The organism is bacterium (genome assembly GCA_021372775.1).
Classification (GTDB): domain Bacteria; phylum Acidobacteriota; class Polarisedimenticolia; order J045; family J045; genus JAJFTU01.
This window is the reverse complement of the sequence record JAJFTU010000158.1, coordinates 1-16871: the sequence shown is the minus strand read 5'-3', so window position 1 is coordinate 16871 and position 16871 is coordinate 1. Positions and strand designations below refer to the sequence as shown.

14 protein-coding genes are annotated in these 16871 nt (G+C 73.3%); 8 read left to right on the top strand and 6 right to left on the bottom strand.

The features are described from left to right. Positions 1–289: 289 nt before the first annotated feature. The gene (locus LLG88_05280; GenBank protein MCE5246320.1) at positions 290–2203 is read right to left on the bottom strand and encodes a peptidyl-prolyl cis-trans isomerase; all 1914 of its coding nucleotides are present in this window, start codon (positions 2201–2203) and stop codon (positions 290–292) included. Positions 2204–2386: 183 nt separating this feature from the next. Between LLG88_05280 and LLG88_05275 the strand changes: the two genes are divergently transcribed. The 8 genes from LLG88_05275 to LLG88_05240 all read left to right on the top strand — a co-directional run bounded on the left by LLG88_05275 (position 2387) and on the right by LLG88_05240 (position 13186). Beyond that, positions 2387–3817, top strand: coding sequence for a FecR domain-containing protein (locus tag LLG88_05275; protein MCE5246319.1), 1431 nt, complete (start codon positions 2387–2389; stop codon positions 3815–3817). After that, the gene (locus tag LLG88_05270; protein MCE5246318.1) at positions 3807–4913 is read left to right on the top strand and encodes a sensor domain-containing diguanylate cyclase; all 1107 of its coding nucleotides are present in this window, start codon (positions 3807–3809) and stop codon (positions 4911–4913) included. The genes LLG88_05275 and LLG88_05270 overlap by 11 nt, the downstream gene beginning before the upstream one ends. Positions 4914–5135: 222 nt before the next feature. Beyond that, a complete protein-coding gene (locus tag LLG88_05265) occupies positions 5136–6146 on the top strand; it encodes a rod shape-determining protein (GenBank protein ID MCE5246317.1) in 1011 nt (336 codons plus the stop codon). A gap of 85 nt (positions 6147–6231) precedes the next feature. After that, positions 6232–7107 (top strand): rod shape-determining protein MreC, encoded by an 876-nt coding sequence (mreC, locus tag LLG88_05260; protein MCE5246316.1) that lies wholly within the window; start codon positions 6232–6234, stop codon positions 7105–7107. Further along, positions 7104–7577 carry a rod shape-determining protein MreD gene (gene mreD, locus LLG88_05255; GenBank protein ID MCE5246315.1) on the top strand — a complete coding sequence of 158 codons (474 nt, stop codon included), beginning with the start codon at positions 7104–7106 and terminating at the stop codon, positions 7575–7577. The genes mreC and mreD overlap by 4 nt, the downstream gene beginning before the upstream one ends. Beyond that, on the top strand, positions 7574–9562 hold the full coding sequence (gene mrdA / locus LLG88_05250) for a penicillin-binding protein 2 (protein MCE5246314.1): 1989 nt from the start codon (positions 7574–7576) through the stop codon (positions 9560–9562). The genes mreD and mrdA overlap by 4 nt, the downstream gene beginning before the upstream one ends. Continuing rightward, positions 9540–10637, top strand: a complete 1098-nt coding sequence (rodA, locus tag LLG88_05245) for a rod shape-determining protein RodA (GenBank protein MCE5246313.1) — start codon at positions 9540–9542, stop codon at positions 10635–10637. The genes mrdA and rodA overlap by 23 nt, the downstream gene beginning before the upstream one ends. Before the next feature lie 314 nt (positions 10638–10951). Continuing rightward, complete coding sequence (locus tag LLG88_05240; protein ID MCE5246312.1) at positions 10952–13186, top strand: diguanylate cyclase; 2235 nt, start codon at positions 10952–10954, stop codon at positions 13184–13186. Between the two features lie 14 nt (positions 13187–13200). On the opposite strand, the gene LLG88_05235 is transcribed toward LLG88_05240, so the two are convergent. The 5 genes from LLG88_05235 to LLG88_05215 form a co-directional block, all read right to left on the bottom strand. Continuing rightward, positions 13201–13788 carry an adenylyltransferase/cytidyltransferase family protein gene (locus LLG88_05235; protein ID MCE5246311.1) on the bottom strand — a complete coding sequence of 196 codons (588 nt, stop codon included), beginning with the start codon at positions 13786–13788 and terminating at the stop codon, positions 13201–13203. Beyond that, positions 13785–14834, bottom strand: a complete 1050-nt coding sequence (locus LLG88_05230) for a PfkB family carbohydrate kinase (GenBank protein MCE5246310.1) — start codon at positions 14832–14834, stop codon at positions 13785–13787. Before LLG88_05230 ends, LLG88_05235 begins: the two co-directional genes overlap by 4 nt. A gap of 147 nt (positions 14835–14981) precedes the next feature. After that, positions 14982–15560, bottom strand: coding sequence for an HAD-IIIA family hydrolase (locus LLG88_05225; GenBank protein ID MCE5246309.1), 579 nt, complete (start codon positions 15558–15560; stop codon positions 14982–14984). Then, on the bottom strand, positions 15560–16468 hold the full coding sequence (locus LLG88_05220) for a lysophospholipid acyltransferase family protein (protein MCE5246308.1): 909 nt from the start codon (positions 16466–16468) through the stop codon (positions 15560–15562). The genes LLG88_05225 and LLG88_05220 overlap by 1 nt, the downstream gene beginning before the upstream one ends. Positions 16469–16663: 195 nt before the next feature. Next, positions 16664–16871: hypothetical protein (locus LLG88_05215; protein MCE5246307.1), on the bottom strand; the 208-nt coding region annotated here is incomplete at its 5' end.

Sequence of the window (16871 nt, the reverse complement as noted above, 5' to 3'; positions counted from 1 at the left end):
CCCTCGTCATCGCCCCGACGAAATCGTCACACGGTGAAGCCGAGATTGTTGCATGGTGAAGCCGAGATTGTTGCGGCCGCCGACGGGGGCCGCGCGGGGGTCCGGGACGGCTCTCCGGCGGCCTCCGGAACGCGAATCAGGTCATCTCGCGGGCGTCGTTCGGGCGCGGACGGCAACGGCTCTTCCGCTCCGTGCCCGTGCAACAGTCTCGGCGTCACCGTGAAAAAAACGCCCCCGCGCGGGGCGGGGGCGTTCTCGGCGCGGAGGCGCCGCGGGTTGTTCGGGAAGTCTAGCTGCGCTGGAAGAGCGTGGTGTTCAGCTCGATCTTCGCCGCCCGCCGCAGCTCCTCGATCCGCTTGGCGATCACCTGCTGCCCGAGCGGACGCTGCAGCGCCTCGCGGATGAACCCTTCCTCCGCGGGGAGCTGGGACATGTCGGCCTGCGAGCGGGCCTGGATCTTGGCGATGATCGCGCCGCCGTCGCCGGCCGCGGCCTGGGAGACCGAGCCGACCGGGGCGTTGAAGACCGCCGCGTCGATGGCCGAACCGCCGCCGACGCCGGGGAGGGACGTGCCGCGCGCGAACGCCGGCTCCGTCTTCTTGACCTCGAGCTTCAGCTCCTTGGCGGCCTTCTCGAGATCGCCGCCGGCGCGGGAGACCGCGGCGGAGAGCTCGGCCTTGGCGAGTTCGCCGGCCCGCTCGCGGCGGTAGAGGGCGTCCACCTGCGCGCGGCGCGAGGCGAAGGTCGGCTTGTAGTCCTTCACGACGTCGAGCACGACGGCGACGACCGCGCCCTGCTGCGTCTCGTCCACGCCGGTCACGTCGCCCTTCTTGAGCGCGAACGCTTCGGCGACCAACTCCGGCGCGGGGCCGAACGGCATCGGGTCGCCGGCGAGGACCGCGCCCGCGTCCTGCACCGCGACCTTGGCGGCGGCGGCGGCGGCGCGGAACGAGGACTCGTCGGTGGCCTTCTTGCGGAACTCCTGGGCCAGCGTCATCGCCACCTCGCGGACGCGCGGGGCGCGGAGCTGGGCGCGGATCTGGTCCTTGACCGCGGCGAGCGGGATCTCGCCGCCGGGCTGGATCTCCTCGACCTTGATCACGTGGAAGCCGAACTGCGTCTTGACCGGGTCGGAGACCACGCCGACGCGCTGCGAGAAGACGACGTCGTCGAACTCGGGGACCATCGACCCCTTCTTGAAGAGGCCGAGGTCGCCGCCCTTCTCCTTCGAGCCGGGGTCGTCGCTGTTCTTCTCGGCGAGCTTCGCGAAGTCGGCGCCGGCGCGGGCCTGGTCGGCCAGGCTCTGCGCCTTCTTCCGCGCCGCCTCGACCGCCGCGGCGTCGGCGTCCGGCGCGACCTTCACGAGGATGTGGCGGGCGCGGCGCAGCTCCGGGCGATTGAACTGCTCGGCGTTGGCGTTGTAGTAGTCTTGGATCTCGCTGTCCTTGACCGCGGCCCGCGCGCCGACGACCCCTTCGTCGAACAGCACGTAGGCCAGCTTGCGCGCTTCGCCCGCGCCGAAGCGCTCGGGGTGCGCGTTGAACCACGCCTGCAGGTCGGCGTCGCTCGGGGCGACGGAGGCGGCGTACTTGTCGAGCGGCAGGGCGAGGTACTCGAAGGTCGTGCGCTCGTGGCGGCGCCGGAACTCGCGCGCGACGTCGTCCTTGGAGACGGTCGCCGACGCGGCGACGACGCCGCGCCACTGCGCGATCAGCATGTCCTGGCGCACGGCGTTCTCGAACTCGCGCGCCGAGCGGAACGGGCCGAAGGCCCCCGCGCGGACCAGCTTCTGGTAGGCCGCGGCGCCGATGAACTGGCCGTTCTGCTGCAGGCCCGGCATCGACGTGATGCTCGCGGCGACCGCGTCGTCGGACACGGACAGGCCGAGCCGCTTCGCGTCGCGGACGATCAGGCTCTCCTGGATCAGCTTCTCGGCGGCGAGCCGGCCCACGTTGATGCTCTTGCGGACCTGGTCGTACATGTTGCCGAACTGCTGCCGGTACCGCTCCTCGAGCTGGTGCGAGGTGACCTGCCACGCCGTCGGGTCGATGTTCTGGCCGTCGACCCTGGCGACCCAGTTGGCGTCGCCGCCCTTGCCGCCGCGGTCCCACCAGCTGACGCCGTAGAAGAGGATGAACGACGCGATGATCAGCATCAGGATCCACTTGGAATACTTCAGCGTGTCCCGAATCCAGTTGAGCACGGAAAGACCCCTCCCCGCCGGACAGCGGCGGCGACGGTGCGCAGACTAGCGGAATCGCCAATCTGCGGCAAGTTCAACAACTCCAAGGTGATTGGCGCCCGCGCGGGTCCGGCGCAGATTAGACTTGTGGGCGCGGCGGCCGCGCGGGACGCGGCCGGCCGACGGGGGGCTGGAGGTATGGCCGTGGACACCGCCCAGGGGCGGCGCCGTTCGAAACTGGCGGTCGAGTGGATCTACATCCGCTATCGGACGATCCTGCTCGCCGTCCTCCTCGTCGTCGTCGCGGCGGCGGGGACGATCTGGTGGCGCGCCGCCCACGCCGGGGTGACCGAGGAGCAGGCCGGGCGGGCCGTCGCCGCCGCGGCGCTCGTCGTGCAGGACGCGGCCACCGCCGCCCCGACGTCGGAGGACGTCGTCGCCGCCCAGCGGGCGCTCGAAGAGGCGCGGGCCGACCTCGCCGCGCGGAGCTACGCGCCGGCGGTGGACAAGGCCGGCGACGCCGAGCGGCGGGCGCGGGCGGTCCTCGGCGGCCACCGGTCCGACTCCGGCGTCCGCCTCGCCCGGGTGGACGGCGAGGTCCGGGTCAAGCGGGCCGGGCAGTTCCTCTGGGAGAACGCCTCCGAGCGCGACGAACTGCGCCCCGGCGACCAGGTGCGGACCGGGAACGGCGGGTCGGCGCAGCTGGTCTACTTCGACGGCTCGATGGTCGCCGTCAGCCCGGGCACGCTGATCGAGGTCCACGAGATGGTCCGCGACCCGGCGCGCCGCACGCAGCGCGTGTCGGAGCGGCTGGCGTTCGGCCAGGTCTCCGCGCAGACGCAGGACGTCGCGGGGTACGACACGGTCCACGAGGTCGCGACGGAGTCGGCGGCGGTCCGCGCCGACAAGGCGAGCGAGTTCCGCGTCCGCCACGACAAGGACACGAAGCGGTCGGAGGTCGTCGCCTCCCGCGGGGCGGTCGTCGTCGCCGCCGCGGGCCGGGAGACGACCCTCGAGGAGAGCACCCGGGCGACGGTGGCGCCGGGCGGGATCGTCGAGCGCTCGGCCCTGCTCGAGCAGCCGCGCCTCTCGTCGCCGGCCGACCAGGAGACGTTCGTCCTGCCGGGCCAGTCGGTCGTGGCCCTGCGCTGGACGCCGGTGCCGCAGGCGCGCGGCTACTTGGTGCAGTTCGCCGACCGCCCGCTCGTCGCCGAGGACGACGCCGCCGACCGGCGGGTCGGCGCCCCCGAGCTGCGGCTGACCCGTCTCGATCCCGGCAGCTACTTCTGGCGCGTCTCGGCGGTGGACGAGCGGTCCCACGGCGGGCGCTGGTCGGAGACCCGCCGCTTCCGCGTGGTCAACGAGGGGTTCAAGGACTCCGCCGACCGCACGCCGCCGGAGCTGCAGATCGTCGAGATCATGGTCGTCGGCACGAACGCCATCGTCAGCGGCCGCACCGAGCCCGGGGCGGTGCTGTGGGTCGAAGGGGAGCGGGTGGACGTCGGCGAGGACGGCCGCTTCACGTGGGTCGTCAAGCTGCACCAGGACGGCAAGAACCTGATCCACTTCGTCGCCCAGGACGCCGCGGGAAACGAGACCCGCAAGATGGGGACGGCCTACGTCGATGCCCTTTGAACCCGAGGACGACGCCCCGCTGGCGGGCGAGGACCGCGCCGCGCTCGAGGCGGAGCTGCTGCGGGCCGAGGCGCGGGCCGAGGCGCTGGAACGGCGTCTCGCCGTGCTCTCGGACACCGTGCAGGCGGCCGGTTCGCTGCTCGATCCGGAGATGGTCTCGCGCTTCATCATGGAGCGCGCGGCGGCCCTGATCGGCGCGGAGGCGTGGCGTCTCTACCGGATCGACGAGGCCGCGGGGCTGATGCGGCTCGACGCCCGCAACGAGACCGGCAAGGGGGCCGCCCCCTCGGGCGAGCTCCCGCTGGCCGCCGGCGTCGCCGGGTGGGTGGCCCGCCTGCGGCAGCCGCTGCTGATCGACGAGGCGGCGGCCGATCCGCGCCTCGACCGGACCGGGGAGTGGCCCGAGCCGCCGGCGGGGGGGCTGATCGCGCTGCCGCTCGTCTCCCGCGGGCGGACGATCGGGATCGCCGAGCTGGCGGCGCCGGCCGGCGTCGTCTTCGGGCCGGACGACCTCGGGCTCGCGGCGACGCTGATGGAGCCCGCGGCGATCGCGCTCGACAACGCGCTGCTCTTCAAGCGGCTGGAGGAGCGGACGGTCACCGACGACCTGACGCGCCTCTACAACGCCCGCTTCATGGAGAACTACCTCAAGCGGGAGACGAAGCGGGCCCGCCGCTTCGGCCGGCCGGTGGCGCTGCTCTTCCTCGACCTCGACGGCTTCAAGCTGGTCAACGACCACCACGGCCACATGGCCGGGTCGCGGACCTTGGTCGAGGTCGGCGAGCTGCTGCGGGAGAGCGTGCGGGATCTCGACGTCGTCGCCCGCTGGGGCGGGGACGAGTACGCGATCGTCCTCGCCGACACCGACGCGGCCGGCGCCCTGGTCATCGCCGAGCGGATCCGCGCGGCGATCGCCGAGCGGCGCTGGCTGGCGTCCTTGGGGCTCGACGTGCGGCTGACGGTGAGCATCGGCGTGGCCGCCTGCCCGGGGCACGGCGAGACGCCGGAGGAGCTGCTCGCGGCGGCGGACGGCGCGATGTACGTGGTGAAGTACGGCGGCAAGAACGGGGTGCGGTTGGCCGACCCGCGCGGCTGACGCGCCGCGCGGCCGCCGGCCCCGGACGGGGCCGCGGGTTGTCGCGAAACTGTTCCTCCGCTAGGATTTGCCGCCTGCGCCCCGGCTCGACGGGGAGGCGTCCTCCGTGTCGCCCCTTCCGCTTCGTCCCGCTCGCCCCGAGGCCGACTTGGCGCTTCCGCCTCCGCTCAACGCCGCGGAGGCGTCGCGGAGGATTCACCTGTGGCTTTCTGGCCGCGTTCCCTGCTTTCGCTGTTCTCCAATGATCTGGCCATCGACCTCGGCACGGCGACGACCATCGTCTTCGCGCGGGGGCAGGGGATCGTCGTCAACGAACCCTCGATCGTCGCCGTCAACCAGAAGACCGGAAAGGTCGAGGCGGTCGGACGCGCGGCGAAGGAGATGCTCGGCCGGACGCCGGGGAACATCCTCGCCATCCGCCCGATGAAGGACGGCGTCATCGCCGACTTCGAGCACACCGAGCGGATGCTCGAGCACTTCATCCGCTCCGCCCACAACCGCAAGGTCGGCGTGCGGCCGCGGATCGTGATCGGCGTGCCGTCCGAGATCACGCAGGTCGAGAAGCGCGCGGTGAAGGACTCGGCCTACAAGGCCAAGGCCACCGAGGTCTATCTCGTCGAGCAGGCGATGATGGCCGCGATCGGCGCGGGCCTGCCGATCACCGAGCCGACCGGCAACATGATCATCGACATCGGCGGCGGCACGACCGACATCGCGGTGATCTCGATGGCCGGCATCGTCTACTCGCGCTCCGTGCGGGTCGCGGGGAACGAGATGGACGAGGCGATCATCCAGTACATCAAGCGCAAGCACAATCTGCTGATCGGCGACCGCACCGCCGAGGAAGTGAAGATCAAGGTCGGGTCGGCCTTCCCCTTGGACGAGGAGCTGTCGATGGAGCTGCGCGGCCGCGACCTCGTGGAGGGGATCCCCAAGACGCTGACCGTGACCGACGAGGAGATCCGCGAGGCGCTGGCCGAGACGGTCTCGGTGATCGTGGACGCGACGCGCATCGCGCTGGAGCAGATTCCGCCGGAGCTCTCGGCGGACATCGGCGACCGCGGGATCATCCTCGCCGGCGGCGGCTCGCTGCTGCGGAACCTCGACAAGCGGCTGCGCGAGGAGACCGGCCTGCCGGTCAGCCTCGCGGAGGAGCCGCAGGCCGCGGTGGCGCTCGGGATCGGCCGCATGCTGACCGACTTCGAGCTGCTGCGGAAGGTCTGCATCGACTGACTAACCCCGGCGCGCCGCGAGGAGCGCCGGGACGCGCGGCGCCGCCCGCCCCCAAGGGCGGGGGCGCGCCGCGGGCTGGCATCCGATGAGCGAACGCCTCGCCACGCTGGTCTACGCGATCGTCGCCGTGCTTCTTCTGGCGCTGATGGGCGCCCAAGCGCAGCGGATGGAGAGCGCCGAGGCCGTCACCCACTCCTACCGCGGCACGACCGGCCGCGCGTGGCAGGGAGTGCTCGGCGTCGCCGGCGGCCTGCAGCGGATCTGGGAGAACTACCTCTACGCCGTCGGCGCGAAGGGGGAGCGCGAGCAACTGCTCGCCAAGGTCAACAAGCTCGAGACCGACCGCGCCCGCTTCGAGGAAGTCTGGCGCGAGAACCGGCGGCTGCGCGAACTGCTCTCTCTGAAGGAGGACGTCGCCTACGAGCGCGGCGTCGTCGGCCGCGTCGTCGCCGACCTGTCGTCGGGGCCGCTGCGGCGCGCCGTGCTGGTGGACAAGGGCTACGGCGCGGGCGTCGGGCGGGGCTGGGTCGCGGTGAGCCGCGGCGCGCTCGTCGGGCAGGTCCGCGACGTGCAGTCGGACTCGGCCGAGATCGTGCTGATCGTCGATCCGGACAGCGGCGTCGGCGTGCGCCACCAGCAGGACCGCTTCGCCGGCATCCTGCGCGGCGGCGGGCGCGGGCCGATGATCGCCACGCGCCTCGAGTACGTGCCGCGCGACCAGGCGGTCGCCGTCGGCGACGTCGTCGTCACCTCGGGGCTCGACGGCGTCTTCCCGGCGGGGCTGCTCGTCGGCTACGTGCGCGACATGTGGGCCGACTCGCCGCTCACCTGGCGGATCGCGGTCGAGCCGGCGGCCGACATGGGGAGCCTCGAAGAGGTCCTCCTCGTGCCGCCCAACCGCCGTCCGCCGACGCCGAAGCCCGCGCCGGCCGCGCCGACGGCGACGGAGACGGCGCGATGAAGATCTGGAAGCTGTTGCTGCTCGGCGTGCTCGCCGTCTTCCTCAAGGCGCTGGTGGCGATGGTCCCGCCGATCGCGCCGTTCGCCGACCCGCTGCTCGTCGTCTCCGTCTTCGGCGCGCTCGGCGGCAAGCGCTGGCCGGCGCTCCTGACCGGGCTGGTCTGCGGCCTGCTCGACGACGCGCTCTTCGGCCAGTGGCTGGGGCTGCACGCCTTCAGCCAGATGACGATCGCCTTCGCCCTCTCGTTCGCCGCGGCGAAGGTGGACATGCTCTACGCGCTGCCGGCGATGCTGGCGATGCTCGCCGCGGCGCTCGCCGACTGGGCGATCCAGCTCTCGCTCGCCCTGCTGTTCAACCGCTCGGCCGGGGCGATCCCCGGGCCGCTGGTCTGGCTGGCGGCGGTGGCGATCAACACCGCGCTCGGGCTGCTCTTCTTCAAACTCGCGGCGCGGCGCGGGAGCCTGTCGTGACCCAGGACTTCCGCCAGCAGCCGACCTTCCTCGAGTACCAAAGGCGGCGGATGCGCTCGCGGCGCCTCGCCGCGGTGCGGATGCTCGTCCCGGTCGGGTTCGTGCTGCTCTGGGCGGTCTTCTGGTACCTGCAGATCGTGAAGGGGCCGGAATACCACCGTCTGGCGGAAGAGAACCGGCTGCACCGGCGGATCGAGCGCGCCCTGCGCGGGCCGCTCGTGGACCAGCACGGCGTGGTGATGGTGACGAACCACGCCGGCTTCGCCGTCTGGCTGGCGCCGGAGCGGACGAAGAACGGCGAGCGCGAGACGCGGCTGCTCGCGCGGACGATCGGCGAGCCGGAAGAGGACCTCGTCCGGATCTACCAGAAGGCGCGGCGCATCCAGGCCCGCTTCGATCCGATCCTGCTGCTGAACGACGTGGACCTCGAGACCGCCTCGCGGATCGAGGCCAACCGCTTCGACCTGCCCTCGATCGACGTCGAGATGACGAGCAAGCGCCAGTACCCGCTGGCGAAGGCGGCGGCGCACGCGCTCGGCTTCGTCTCCGAGGCGAACGAGGACGACCTCTCGGCGCGGCACGACCTGGTCCTCGGCGACCGCGTCGGCCGCACCGGCGCGGAGCGGGCCTACGACGCGGAGCTGCGCGGCGTGGCCGGGATCGCGCTCGAGGAGGTCAACGCCTCGGGCCGCCCGCTCGGCGTCGTGGCGATCCAGCGGCCGCCGAAGAACGGCCGCGCGCTGATCACGACGCTCGACGCGGAGATGCAGAAGGACCTCGTCGAGGCGTTCGGCGACAGCGTCGGCGGGGCGGTGTTCATCGAGCCGTACACCGGCGGCGTGCGCGCTCTCTACTCGGCGCCGTCGTTCGAGCCGAACGTCTTCGGCGGGCGGCTCTCGCCGGCGGTCTGGTCGTCGTTGGTCAACGACCCGGACAAGCCGCTGCTCAACCGCGTCGTCAGCAGCGCCTACAACCCCGGCTCGACCTTCAAAGTCGTGATGGCCGCGGCGGCGCTCGAGGAGCACGCCACCTCGCCCGGGGAGACCGTCGGCTGCGGCGGCGCGGCGACCTTCTACGGGCGCGTCTTCAACTGCTGGCGCAAGGGCGGGCACGGCGCGATCGGCGTCCAGGAGGCGATCACCCAGTCGTGCAACGTGTTCTTCTACACGATGGGGCGGCGCCTCGGCGCGGAGAAGATCTCCAAGTGGGCCCACGCCTTCGGCATCGGCGAGAAGTCGGGGCTGCGCTTCGACCACGAGGCGCTGGGCCTCGTCGCCAACGACGCGTGGTCGCGCAAGGTGCGGAAGCAGCCGGTCTACCCCGGCGAGGTGATCTCGATGGGGATCGGGCAGGGGCTGGTGCAGGTCTCGCCGATCCAGAACGCGATCGTCGCCGCGGCGATCGCCAACGGCGGCTACCGCGTCTTCCCGCACATGGTGGACCGTCCGGGCGACGCGCCGGAGCCGCGCGCCGTCGGGCTGTCGGCCGAGACGCTGCACGTGATCACCGAAGGGATGCTGAACGTCGTCGAGTCGGCGCGCGGCACGGCGTCGAAGGCCCGCGTCCCCGGCTACCAGATGGCGGGGAAGACCGGCACGGCGCAGACGATCTCCCGCGAGGCGGAAGAGCAGCAGAAGGACAACGCCTGGTTCATGGGGTTCGGCCCGGTCGGCAAGCCGGAGCTGGCCTGGGGGATCATCGTCGAGCGCGGCGGACACGGCGGCGCGACCGCGGCGCCGATCGCCGGCATCGTCGTCAAGCGGTACCTTGAACGGAAGGAAGCGCTGCGCAACGGAACGGAGCCCGAGTACCGCCGCGAGGCGCGCGAGGCCGAGCTGCAGGGAACGCTGCAGGCGCAGCCGCCCGCGCCGCCCGCCGCCGCGCCGGAAAACGAAGGCGAGAGCTCGGGCAACGACGAAGAAACCACCGTCCCCGACCCCAACGGGCCGACTCAGGTTCCCAATGATCCAGTGGATCCTCGATAAGGCCGACCGCGCGACGGTCCTGCTGCTGCTCGCCCTCTCGACGATCAGCGTGGTCTTCGTGCACAGCGCGACGCAGAGCAAGGAGCTCTCGTTCTGGAGCGGATCGGGCGGGCGGCAACTGATCTTCATGCTCGTCGGCTGGGTCGTCTACTTCGTCGTCTCGAAGGTGGACTACCACGACTGGTCCGATCTGGCGTTCATCCTCTACGGCGTGGGGATGGCGCTGCTCGTGCTGGTCCTCTTCACCCACCCGATCGCCAACTCCCGCTCGTGGTTCTCGCTCGGCGGGCCGTTCCGCTTCCAGCCGTCGGAGCCGATGAAGACGTTGACGGTTCTGGCGGCCGCGTCGTTCCTCTCGCGCTCGCCGCACCGGCTCGACTTCCGGCACCTCGCCTATCTCGCGGCGTTCATCGTCGCGCCGATGGGGTTGCTGCTGCTGCAGCCGGACATGGGGACGGCGGTGACGTACGTGCCGCTCTTCCTGGGGCTGGCGTGGGTCGCCGGGCTGCGGCCGAAGGTCCTCGTCACGCTGGCCGTCGTCGCCGCGCTGCTCGCGCCGATCGGCTGGTTCATGGTCCTCAAGCCGTACCAGAAGGAGCGGATCATCACCGTCTTCGAGCCGGACCGCGATCCGATGAAGACCGGCTACCAGACGATCCAGTCCCGCATCGCCGTCGGCTCGGGGGAGGTCGTCGGGAAGGGGCTGTTCCAAGGGAGCCAGTCGCGGCTCGAGTTCCTGCCGGCGCGCGAGACCGACTTCATTCTCGCGGTGATCGCCGAGGAGACCGGCTTCGTCGGCGTGTTGGTCACGCTCGGTCTGCTGCTGGCGTTGTTGATGAGGGCGGTGGACACGGCCGCGACGTCGCAGGACTACTTGGGGACGTTGATCGCCACCGGCGTCGTCGTGTTGTGGGCGGGGCAAATTTTCATCAACACGGGGATGGTGACGGGGGTGGTGCCGACGATCGGCGTGCCGTTGCCGCTGGTGTCGTACGGCGGGTCGTCGGTCGTGGCGACCTTCCTCGCGTTCGGGTTGGTGTCGTCCGTGCGGACGGGGCGGCTGGTGAACGCCTAAACCGAAAATCCGTACGGGCGGCCGGCGTTCGCCTCTTCGAGGGGCAAGGCCCGCGCGTCCGGCGGCGCGTCCGGTCGGCCGTCAGGGGGCCGGCGGACCGCCTTAACCGAGGGGTCCGCCGGCCCCCTGACGGCCGACCTCATTTCGCTGCGCAAAGCCCCGGCGTCGCTTGCGCACGGCGACGGCGTCGGCGCGGGCGGTGGTTCGAGGGGGTTCGGGGACGACCGGGGCGCGGGCGACGGGGGCCAAGGCGGGAAATCGGCGGTGGACCGCGGAGAGGAAATTGTCATAGAGTCGCGGCGAGGGGCGCTTCGATGATGATCGGCGACGACGAGCAGGCGATGGGCGGGGGGACGGCTCCTTCGACGACGTTCTTCGCGCCGGCGGAACGGGCCCGCGAGGAGGACGTGCGGAGGGCGGCCCGCTTCTGCCTCGAGAATCCGGTGACGCGGGCGCTGCTCGACGCCTTCTCCGGCTACGTGCTGCTCCTCAACGAGCGGCGGCAGGTCGTCGCCGCGAACACCGAAGTGCTGCTGGCGCTCGAGGCGAACGACCAGCGGCGGCTCGAGGGGCTGCGCCCCGGCGAGGTCTTCTGCTGCGTCCACGCGGCGGAAGGGCCCGGCGGCTGCGGCACCAGCAAGGCCTGCGCGCACTGCGGCGCGGTGCTGACGATCCTCTCCGCGCAACTCGACCACGCCGCCGCGGGCGGCGAGTGCCGGATGACGATCGACCGCGGCGGCGTCCGCGGCGCGGCCGAGTTCCGCGTCCGCTGCACGCCGATCGAGATCGCCGGCCAGCGGCTGCTCGCCTTCGTGCTGCAGGACATCAGCGCGGCGAAGCGGCGCGACGTGCTGGAGAGCGTCTTCCTGCGCCATCTCGTCGGCGCGCTCGGCGGCCTCAAGGGGGTCGCGCGCCGCCTGACCGACGACGATCCGGCGGCCCGCGAGGCGGCGGCGGAGAGCGTGCTCGGGCTGACGGCGCGGCTGGCGACGGAGGTGATGAGCCACCACGCGATCGTGCTCGCCGAGGCCGGGACGCTGGCGCTCGAGCGCCGGCCGGTCGATCCGGCGGCCCTGCTGCGGGACGTCGAGCGGGTCGCGACGCTCGGCGCGGAGGCGGAGGGACGGACGCTCGTCGTCGAGGCGTCGTCGGACGCGCGGATCCAGACCGACCCGACGCTCGCGGCGCGCGTGCTGCTCGACATGGTCCGCAACGCGCTCGAGGCCACGCCGCCGGGCGGGACGGCGCGCGCGTCGTACGACGTCGAAGGCGGGCGGCCGACGTTCACCGTGCGGAACGAAGGGGAGATTCCCCGCGAGATCGCGGAGCGGATCTTCGAGCGCTCCTTCAGCACCAAGAGCGCGAAGGGACGCGGCCTCGGCGCCTACGCGATGAAGCTGCTCGGCGAGCGGCTCTTGGGCGGCGAAGTCTGGTTCGAGACGTCGGCGGCGGAAGGAACGTCGTTCCGCTTCGCGCTGCCGCCGGAGACGCTCGCGGCGGCGGAGGAGGAGACCGGCGAGGCGCCCGCGCCGCGGGGGCCGGCGCCGATCCCGCTCTCGGTCTCGACGCGCGTCCGCGGGACGGACCGCGAGGCCGCCGACGCCGACGCGGGCGACGAGGCCGCGGACGAAGCGGAGACCGGCGGGACGCTGTTGGTCGCGAACGCCGACGCCGCCTCGCGCGAGATCCTCGCCGCGGTCCTGCGCGACGAGTACGTCGTGGCGGAGGCGGCCGCCGGGCCGGACGCGCTGCGGATCGCCCAATCGCTGCAGCCGGACCTGATCCTGCTCGACCTCGCCCTCCCGGGCATGGACGGCGTCGAGGTCTGCTCGCGTCTCGCGCGCGATCCGGCGACCGCGCGCATCCCGGTGATCTTCGTCGCCCGCGGCGCCGGCCCCGACGATCAGGCGTACGCGCTGCAGGCCGGGGCGATCGACTTCATCTCTTCGCCGATCAGCCCGCTGCTCGTCCGGCTGCGCGTGCGCAACCACTTGGCGCTCAAGCGGGCGCGCGACCTGCTGCTCGCGCAGTCGCTCGTCGACGGCCTGACCGGCGTCGCGAACCGCCGGCGGTTCGACGCCCAACTGGCGCGCGCCTGGCGTGCCGCGCGCCGCGGTCATCGTCATCTGGCGCTGGCGATGATCGACGTCGACTACTTCAAGCGGTTCAACGACCGCTACGGCCACGCCCGCGGCGACGAATGCCTCAAGGCGGTCGCCCGCGCCCTCGCGGGGGCGGCGAAGCGCCCGCACGACCTCGTCGCCCGCTACGGCGGCGAGGAGTTCGTCTGCATCATGCCGGAGACCGACGCCGCGGGGGCGCTCGAAGTCGCGCGCCGCTTCCTCGACGCCGTCGTGGCGCTCGACCTGCCGCACGAGGACGCGCCGGAAGGGCGGGTGAGCGTCAGCGTCGGCGTGGCCGCGATGCGCCCCGACGCGGTCCACGAGGCCGATGAACTGGTGCGCCGCGCCGACGCCGCGCTCTACCGCGCGAAGGCGGCGGGGCGCAACCGCGTCGTGCCGGCCGAAGGGACGACGCCGGCCGAGTGACCGCGGGCGGCGCCTCAGCCGCGCGAGAGGACGGCGGCGACGATGTCGGTGGTGGCGTGCGTCTTCTCGTCGCCGACGATCAGCGGCTCGACGCCGAGGCGGGCGTGGAGCGCCCGCTCCTCCGCCGGGAGCGTCTCCGGGCGGTAGTCGGTCCCCTTGGCGTGCCAGCGCGGCCGGAGCAGCTCCAGCGTCGCCGCGACCGTCCGTTCCGGAAACCAGGTGACGTAGTCCACGGCGCGGAACGAGGCGACGACCTCCAGCCGCTCGGCGAGCGGCACGAGCGGCCGCGACGGCCCCTTGTTCGCCGCCGCCGACGCGTCGTCGTTGAGCGCCACGACGAGCGTTCCGGCGCGCCGCTTGGCGTCGGCGAGGTAGCGGGCGTGGCCGACGTGGACGACGTCGAAGAGGCCGTTGCAGAGCGCAACGTTCGCCGCCCCGGCGAGCCGCCGCGCCAGCTCCTCGCGCGGCAGGATCTTCGAGGACGCCTCGCGCGGCGCCGCGTCTTCCGTTCCGCGGAGGGCGGCGTCGTCCGCGTCGCGCGCCGGCGTCTTCGCCGCTTCGCGCGGCGCCGCGCCTTTCGCCTCGCGCCGCGGCCCGCTCATTCCCACCCTTCCTCGAGCGCCGCGCGCAGCTCGGCGCGGGAGAGGGTCGCGGTGCCGCTCTTCATCACCACCAGCCCGCCGGCGACGTTCGCCAGCTCGGCCGCGGCGCGCCACGTCGCGCCGGCCGCGCGCGCGGCGGTGAAGACCGCGATCACCGTGTCGCCGGCGCCGGTGACGTCGGCGACCTCGTCCGAGCCGAAGACCGGGATCCGCGCCGCCGCGCCGCGTCCCGCGGCGTCGAGCGTCATGCCGCGCGCGCCGCGCGTGCAGAGCAGCGCCTCGGCCCGCAGCTTGCGGCGCAGCTCGCGCGCGGCGGCGGCGATCGCCGCCTCGTCGTCGTCGTCGAGTCGCCGGCCGACCGCGCGCTCGACCTCCTCGAGGTTCGGCGTGGCCGCCGAGACGCCGCGGTAGCGGTCGATCGCGAAGCGGCTGTCGAGCGTCAGCGGCCCCGCGCCGGGGCCGAGCGCGGCGACCCACGAGGGGTCGAGCAGCCCGTAGCCGTAGTCGGCGAGGACCACCGCGTCGCCGCGGCCGCGGGCCCGCCGCGCCGCGGCGGCGATCCGCAGGCGCGTCCGCTCGCCGAGCGGCACGCCGCGCCGTCCGCGGTCCATCCGCACGATCTGCTGCTTGCGGGTGTGCGGGCCGCCGGCGAGGATGCGCGTCTTGGTCGGCGTGGCGTAGCCGCGCTCGCGGACGAGGCCGCGCGCGTCCACGCCGAGCGCGGCGAGCAGCGAGGAGAGCCGCTCTCCCTGCGCGTCGTCGCCGATCCGCCCGGCGATCGCCGCGCGGACGTCGAGCGCGGCGAGGTTGGCCGCCGTGTTCGCCGCGCCGCCGGGGCAGAGGTCGGTCCGGCGGTGGTCGAGGATCAGCACCGGCGCCTCGCGCGAGACGCGGGCGATCTCCCCTTGCTCGAATTCGTCGAGGACGGCGTCGCCGAGGACGAGCACGCGCGCGTCCGCGAGACGGTCCACCAAGGCCAGCAGTTCGGCGCGCGCCGGCCGCCGCGGGTCGCGCGGCGGCGCGGGGCGCCTCGGGCGCCGCGTCATGCGTTCTCTCCGTCGATCGACGCGTCGGCCGCGTCGTTGCGCCGCCGCGTCATGCGTTCTCTCCGTCGCCCGCCGCGCCGGCCTCGCCGCCGCGTCGTGCGTTCTCTCCGTCGCCCGCGGCGTCGGCCGCGCCGATGCGGCGACGCGTCAGGCGAGGCGGGGCAGGATCCACTCCAGCGCCGCCGGCAAGTCGTCGGCGATCCAGTCGGGCCAGACCGTCGCCGTTCCGCTCTTCCACAGCAGCTCGCCGCGCCCGTAGCCGGTGCGCAGCAGCACCGTCCCCGCGACCCCCGCCGCGCGGCCGCAGCCGACGTCGCGGAACGAGTCGCCGACCATGAAGCTCCGCGACAGATCGAGGTCGAGGTCGCGCGCCGCGGCGAGGAGCATTCCCGGACGCGGCTTGCGGCACCCGCAGCGCGCGCGCAGCCCCGGCCCGCCCGCCTCGGGGTGGTGCGGGCAGTAGTAGATCCCGTCGAGCCGCGCCCCTTCCGCCGCGAGCAGCTCGGCGAGCCGCTCGTGCGTCTCCTCGATCAGGTGCGGCGGGAAGTAGCCGCGCGCCGCGCCGGCCTGGTTCGTCGCGAGGACCGTCGGCACGCCCCGCTCGTTGAGCGCGCGGATCACCTCCGCGGTGCGCGGCAGCAGCTCCAGACGGTCGGGATGGTTGACGTAACCCTGCTCGCGGCAGAGCGTTCCGTCGCGGTCGAAGAAGACGGCGGGACGGGACATCAGATCTCCTCGCCGGGGCCGGGGCGGGTCTTCCAGCGGTCGTGCAGCCAGAGCCACGAGTGCGGGCAGGCGCGGATCCACTCCTCGAGCAGGCGCGTCGCCTCGAGCGTGATCGCGCGGACCTTGGCGTCCTCGTCGCCGGTCTCGGGAACCGCGATCGCCGGCAGGTAGCGCAGCAGGTAGGTGCCGTCGTCCCGCGGAATCGTGTAGGCGGGGACGATCGGCGCGCCGGTGCGCAGCGAGAGGTGGGCCATCGTCGGCGTCGTCGCCGCGGCGCGGCCGAAGAACGGCACGAAGATCCGCGGCGGGCTGGTCATGTTCTGGTCGATGACGAAGGCCAGCGTGCGCCCGGCCTTGAGCGTCTTGAGCGCGCTGCGCACGGCGCCGTGCTTGGCGTGGGTGAAGACGCCTCCCGCCTCGCGCCATTGGAGCAGGCGGTCGTAGAGCCAAGGGTTGTCGAGCGGGCGGGAGATGTAGTCCATCGGCACGCCGAGCTGGCACTGCCGCAGGCCGGCCAGCTCCCAGTTGCCGATGTGCCCGGAGCAGACGACGACCCCCTTGCCGAGCGCGTACGCGGCGCGGAGATGTTCGACCCCCTCGACCTCGACGGCGCGCTCCAGCGCCGCGCCGCGGTAGTACGACATCGTCAGCGTTTCGGCGAAGCCGCGCCCGAGGCAGCGGAAGGTGCGCCGCGCGATCCGCGCCGCCTCGTCCGCGCCGACGCCCAGCGACAAGGCGATGTTGGTCCGCGCGAGCTCGCGGTGCCGGCGATCGACGGCGTGGAGCAGCGAGCCGACCGCCTCGCCGAAGCCGATCCGCGCGCGGAGCGGCAGCCGCCGCACGATCGCCGCCGTGGAGAGGACCGCGGCCGCCTCGATCCGGCGGCCGACGCTGCGGGATTGCGCCATCGTTCCCTTCGCCGCGGCGCAAGGAACGCCGCGTGCCTATCTTCGGACATCGGCCGCGCCGCGCAAGACCTCCCGCGCCGCGCGGAGGCGAATTCCGGGTTCTGCGGCGTCGCCGGTTCGAGCGGCCGCGTCGGTTCGAGCGGCCGCGTCGTTCGTCGCGCGGGCCGCGGGGATCGGGGCGTCGCCGCCCGGGCGCTACTTCGGCGGGCCGGCGGCCGCCGCTTCCGCGGCGCAGCGGCGCAGCGCGAGGTCCACGAGCGCCTCGCCGCCGCGGACGAGGAACTCCTCGCGCAGCACCGCCGGGGCGGGCGCGCCGGCCGGCCAGCGGACGGCGTCCTTGGCCGTGGTCACGACCAGCGCCGCGCTCGTCTCCTCGGCGCGGCGGCGGATCGTCGCCGCGTCG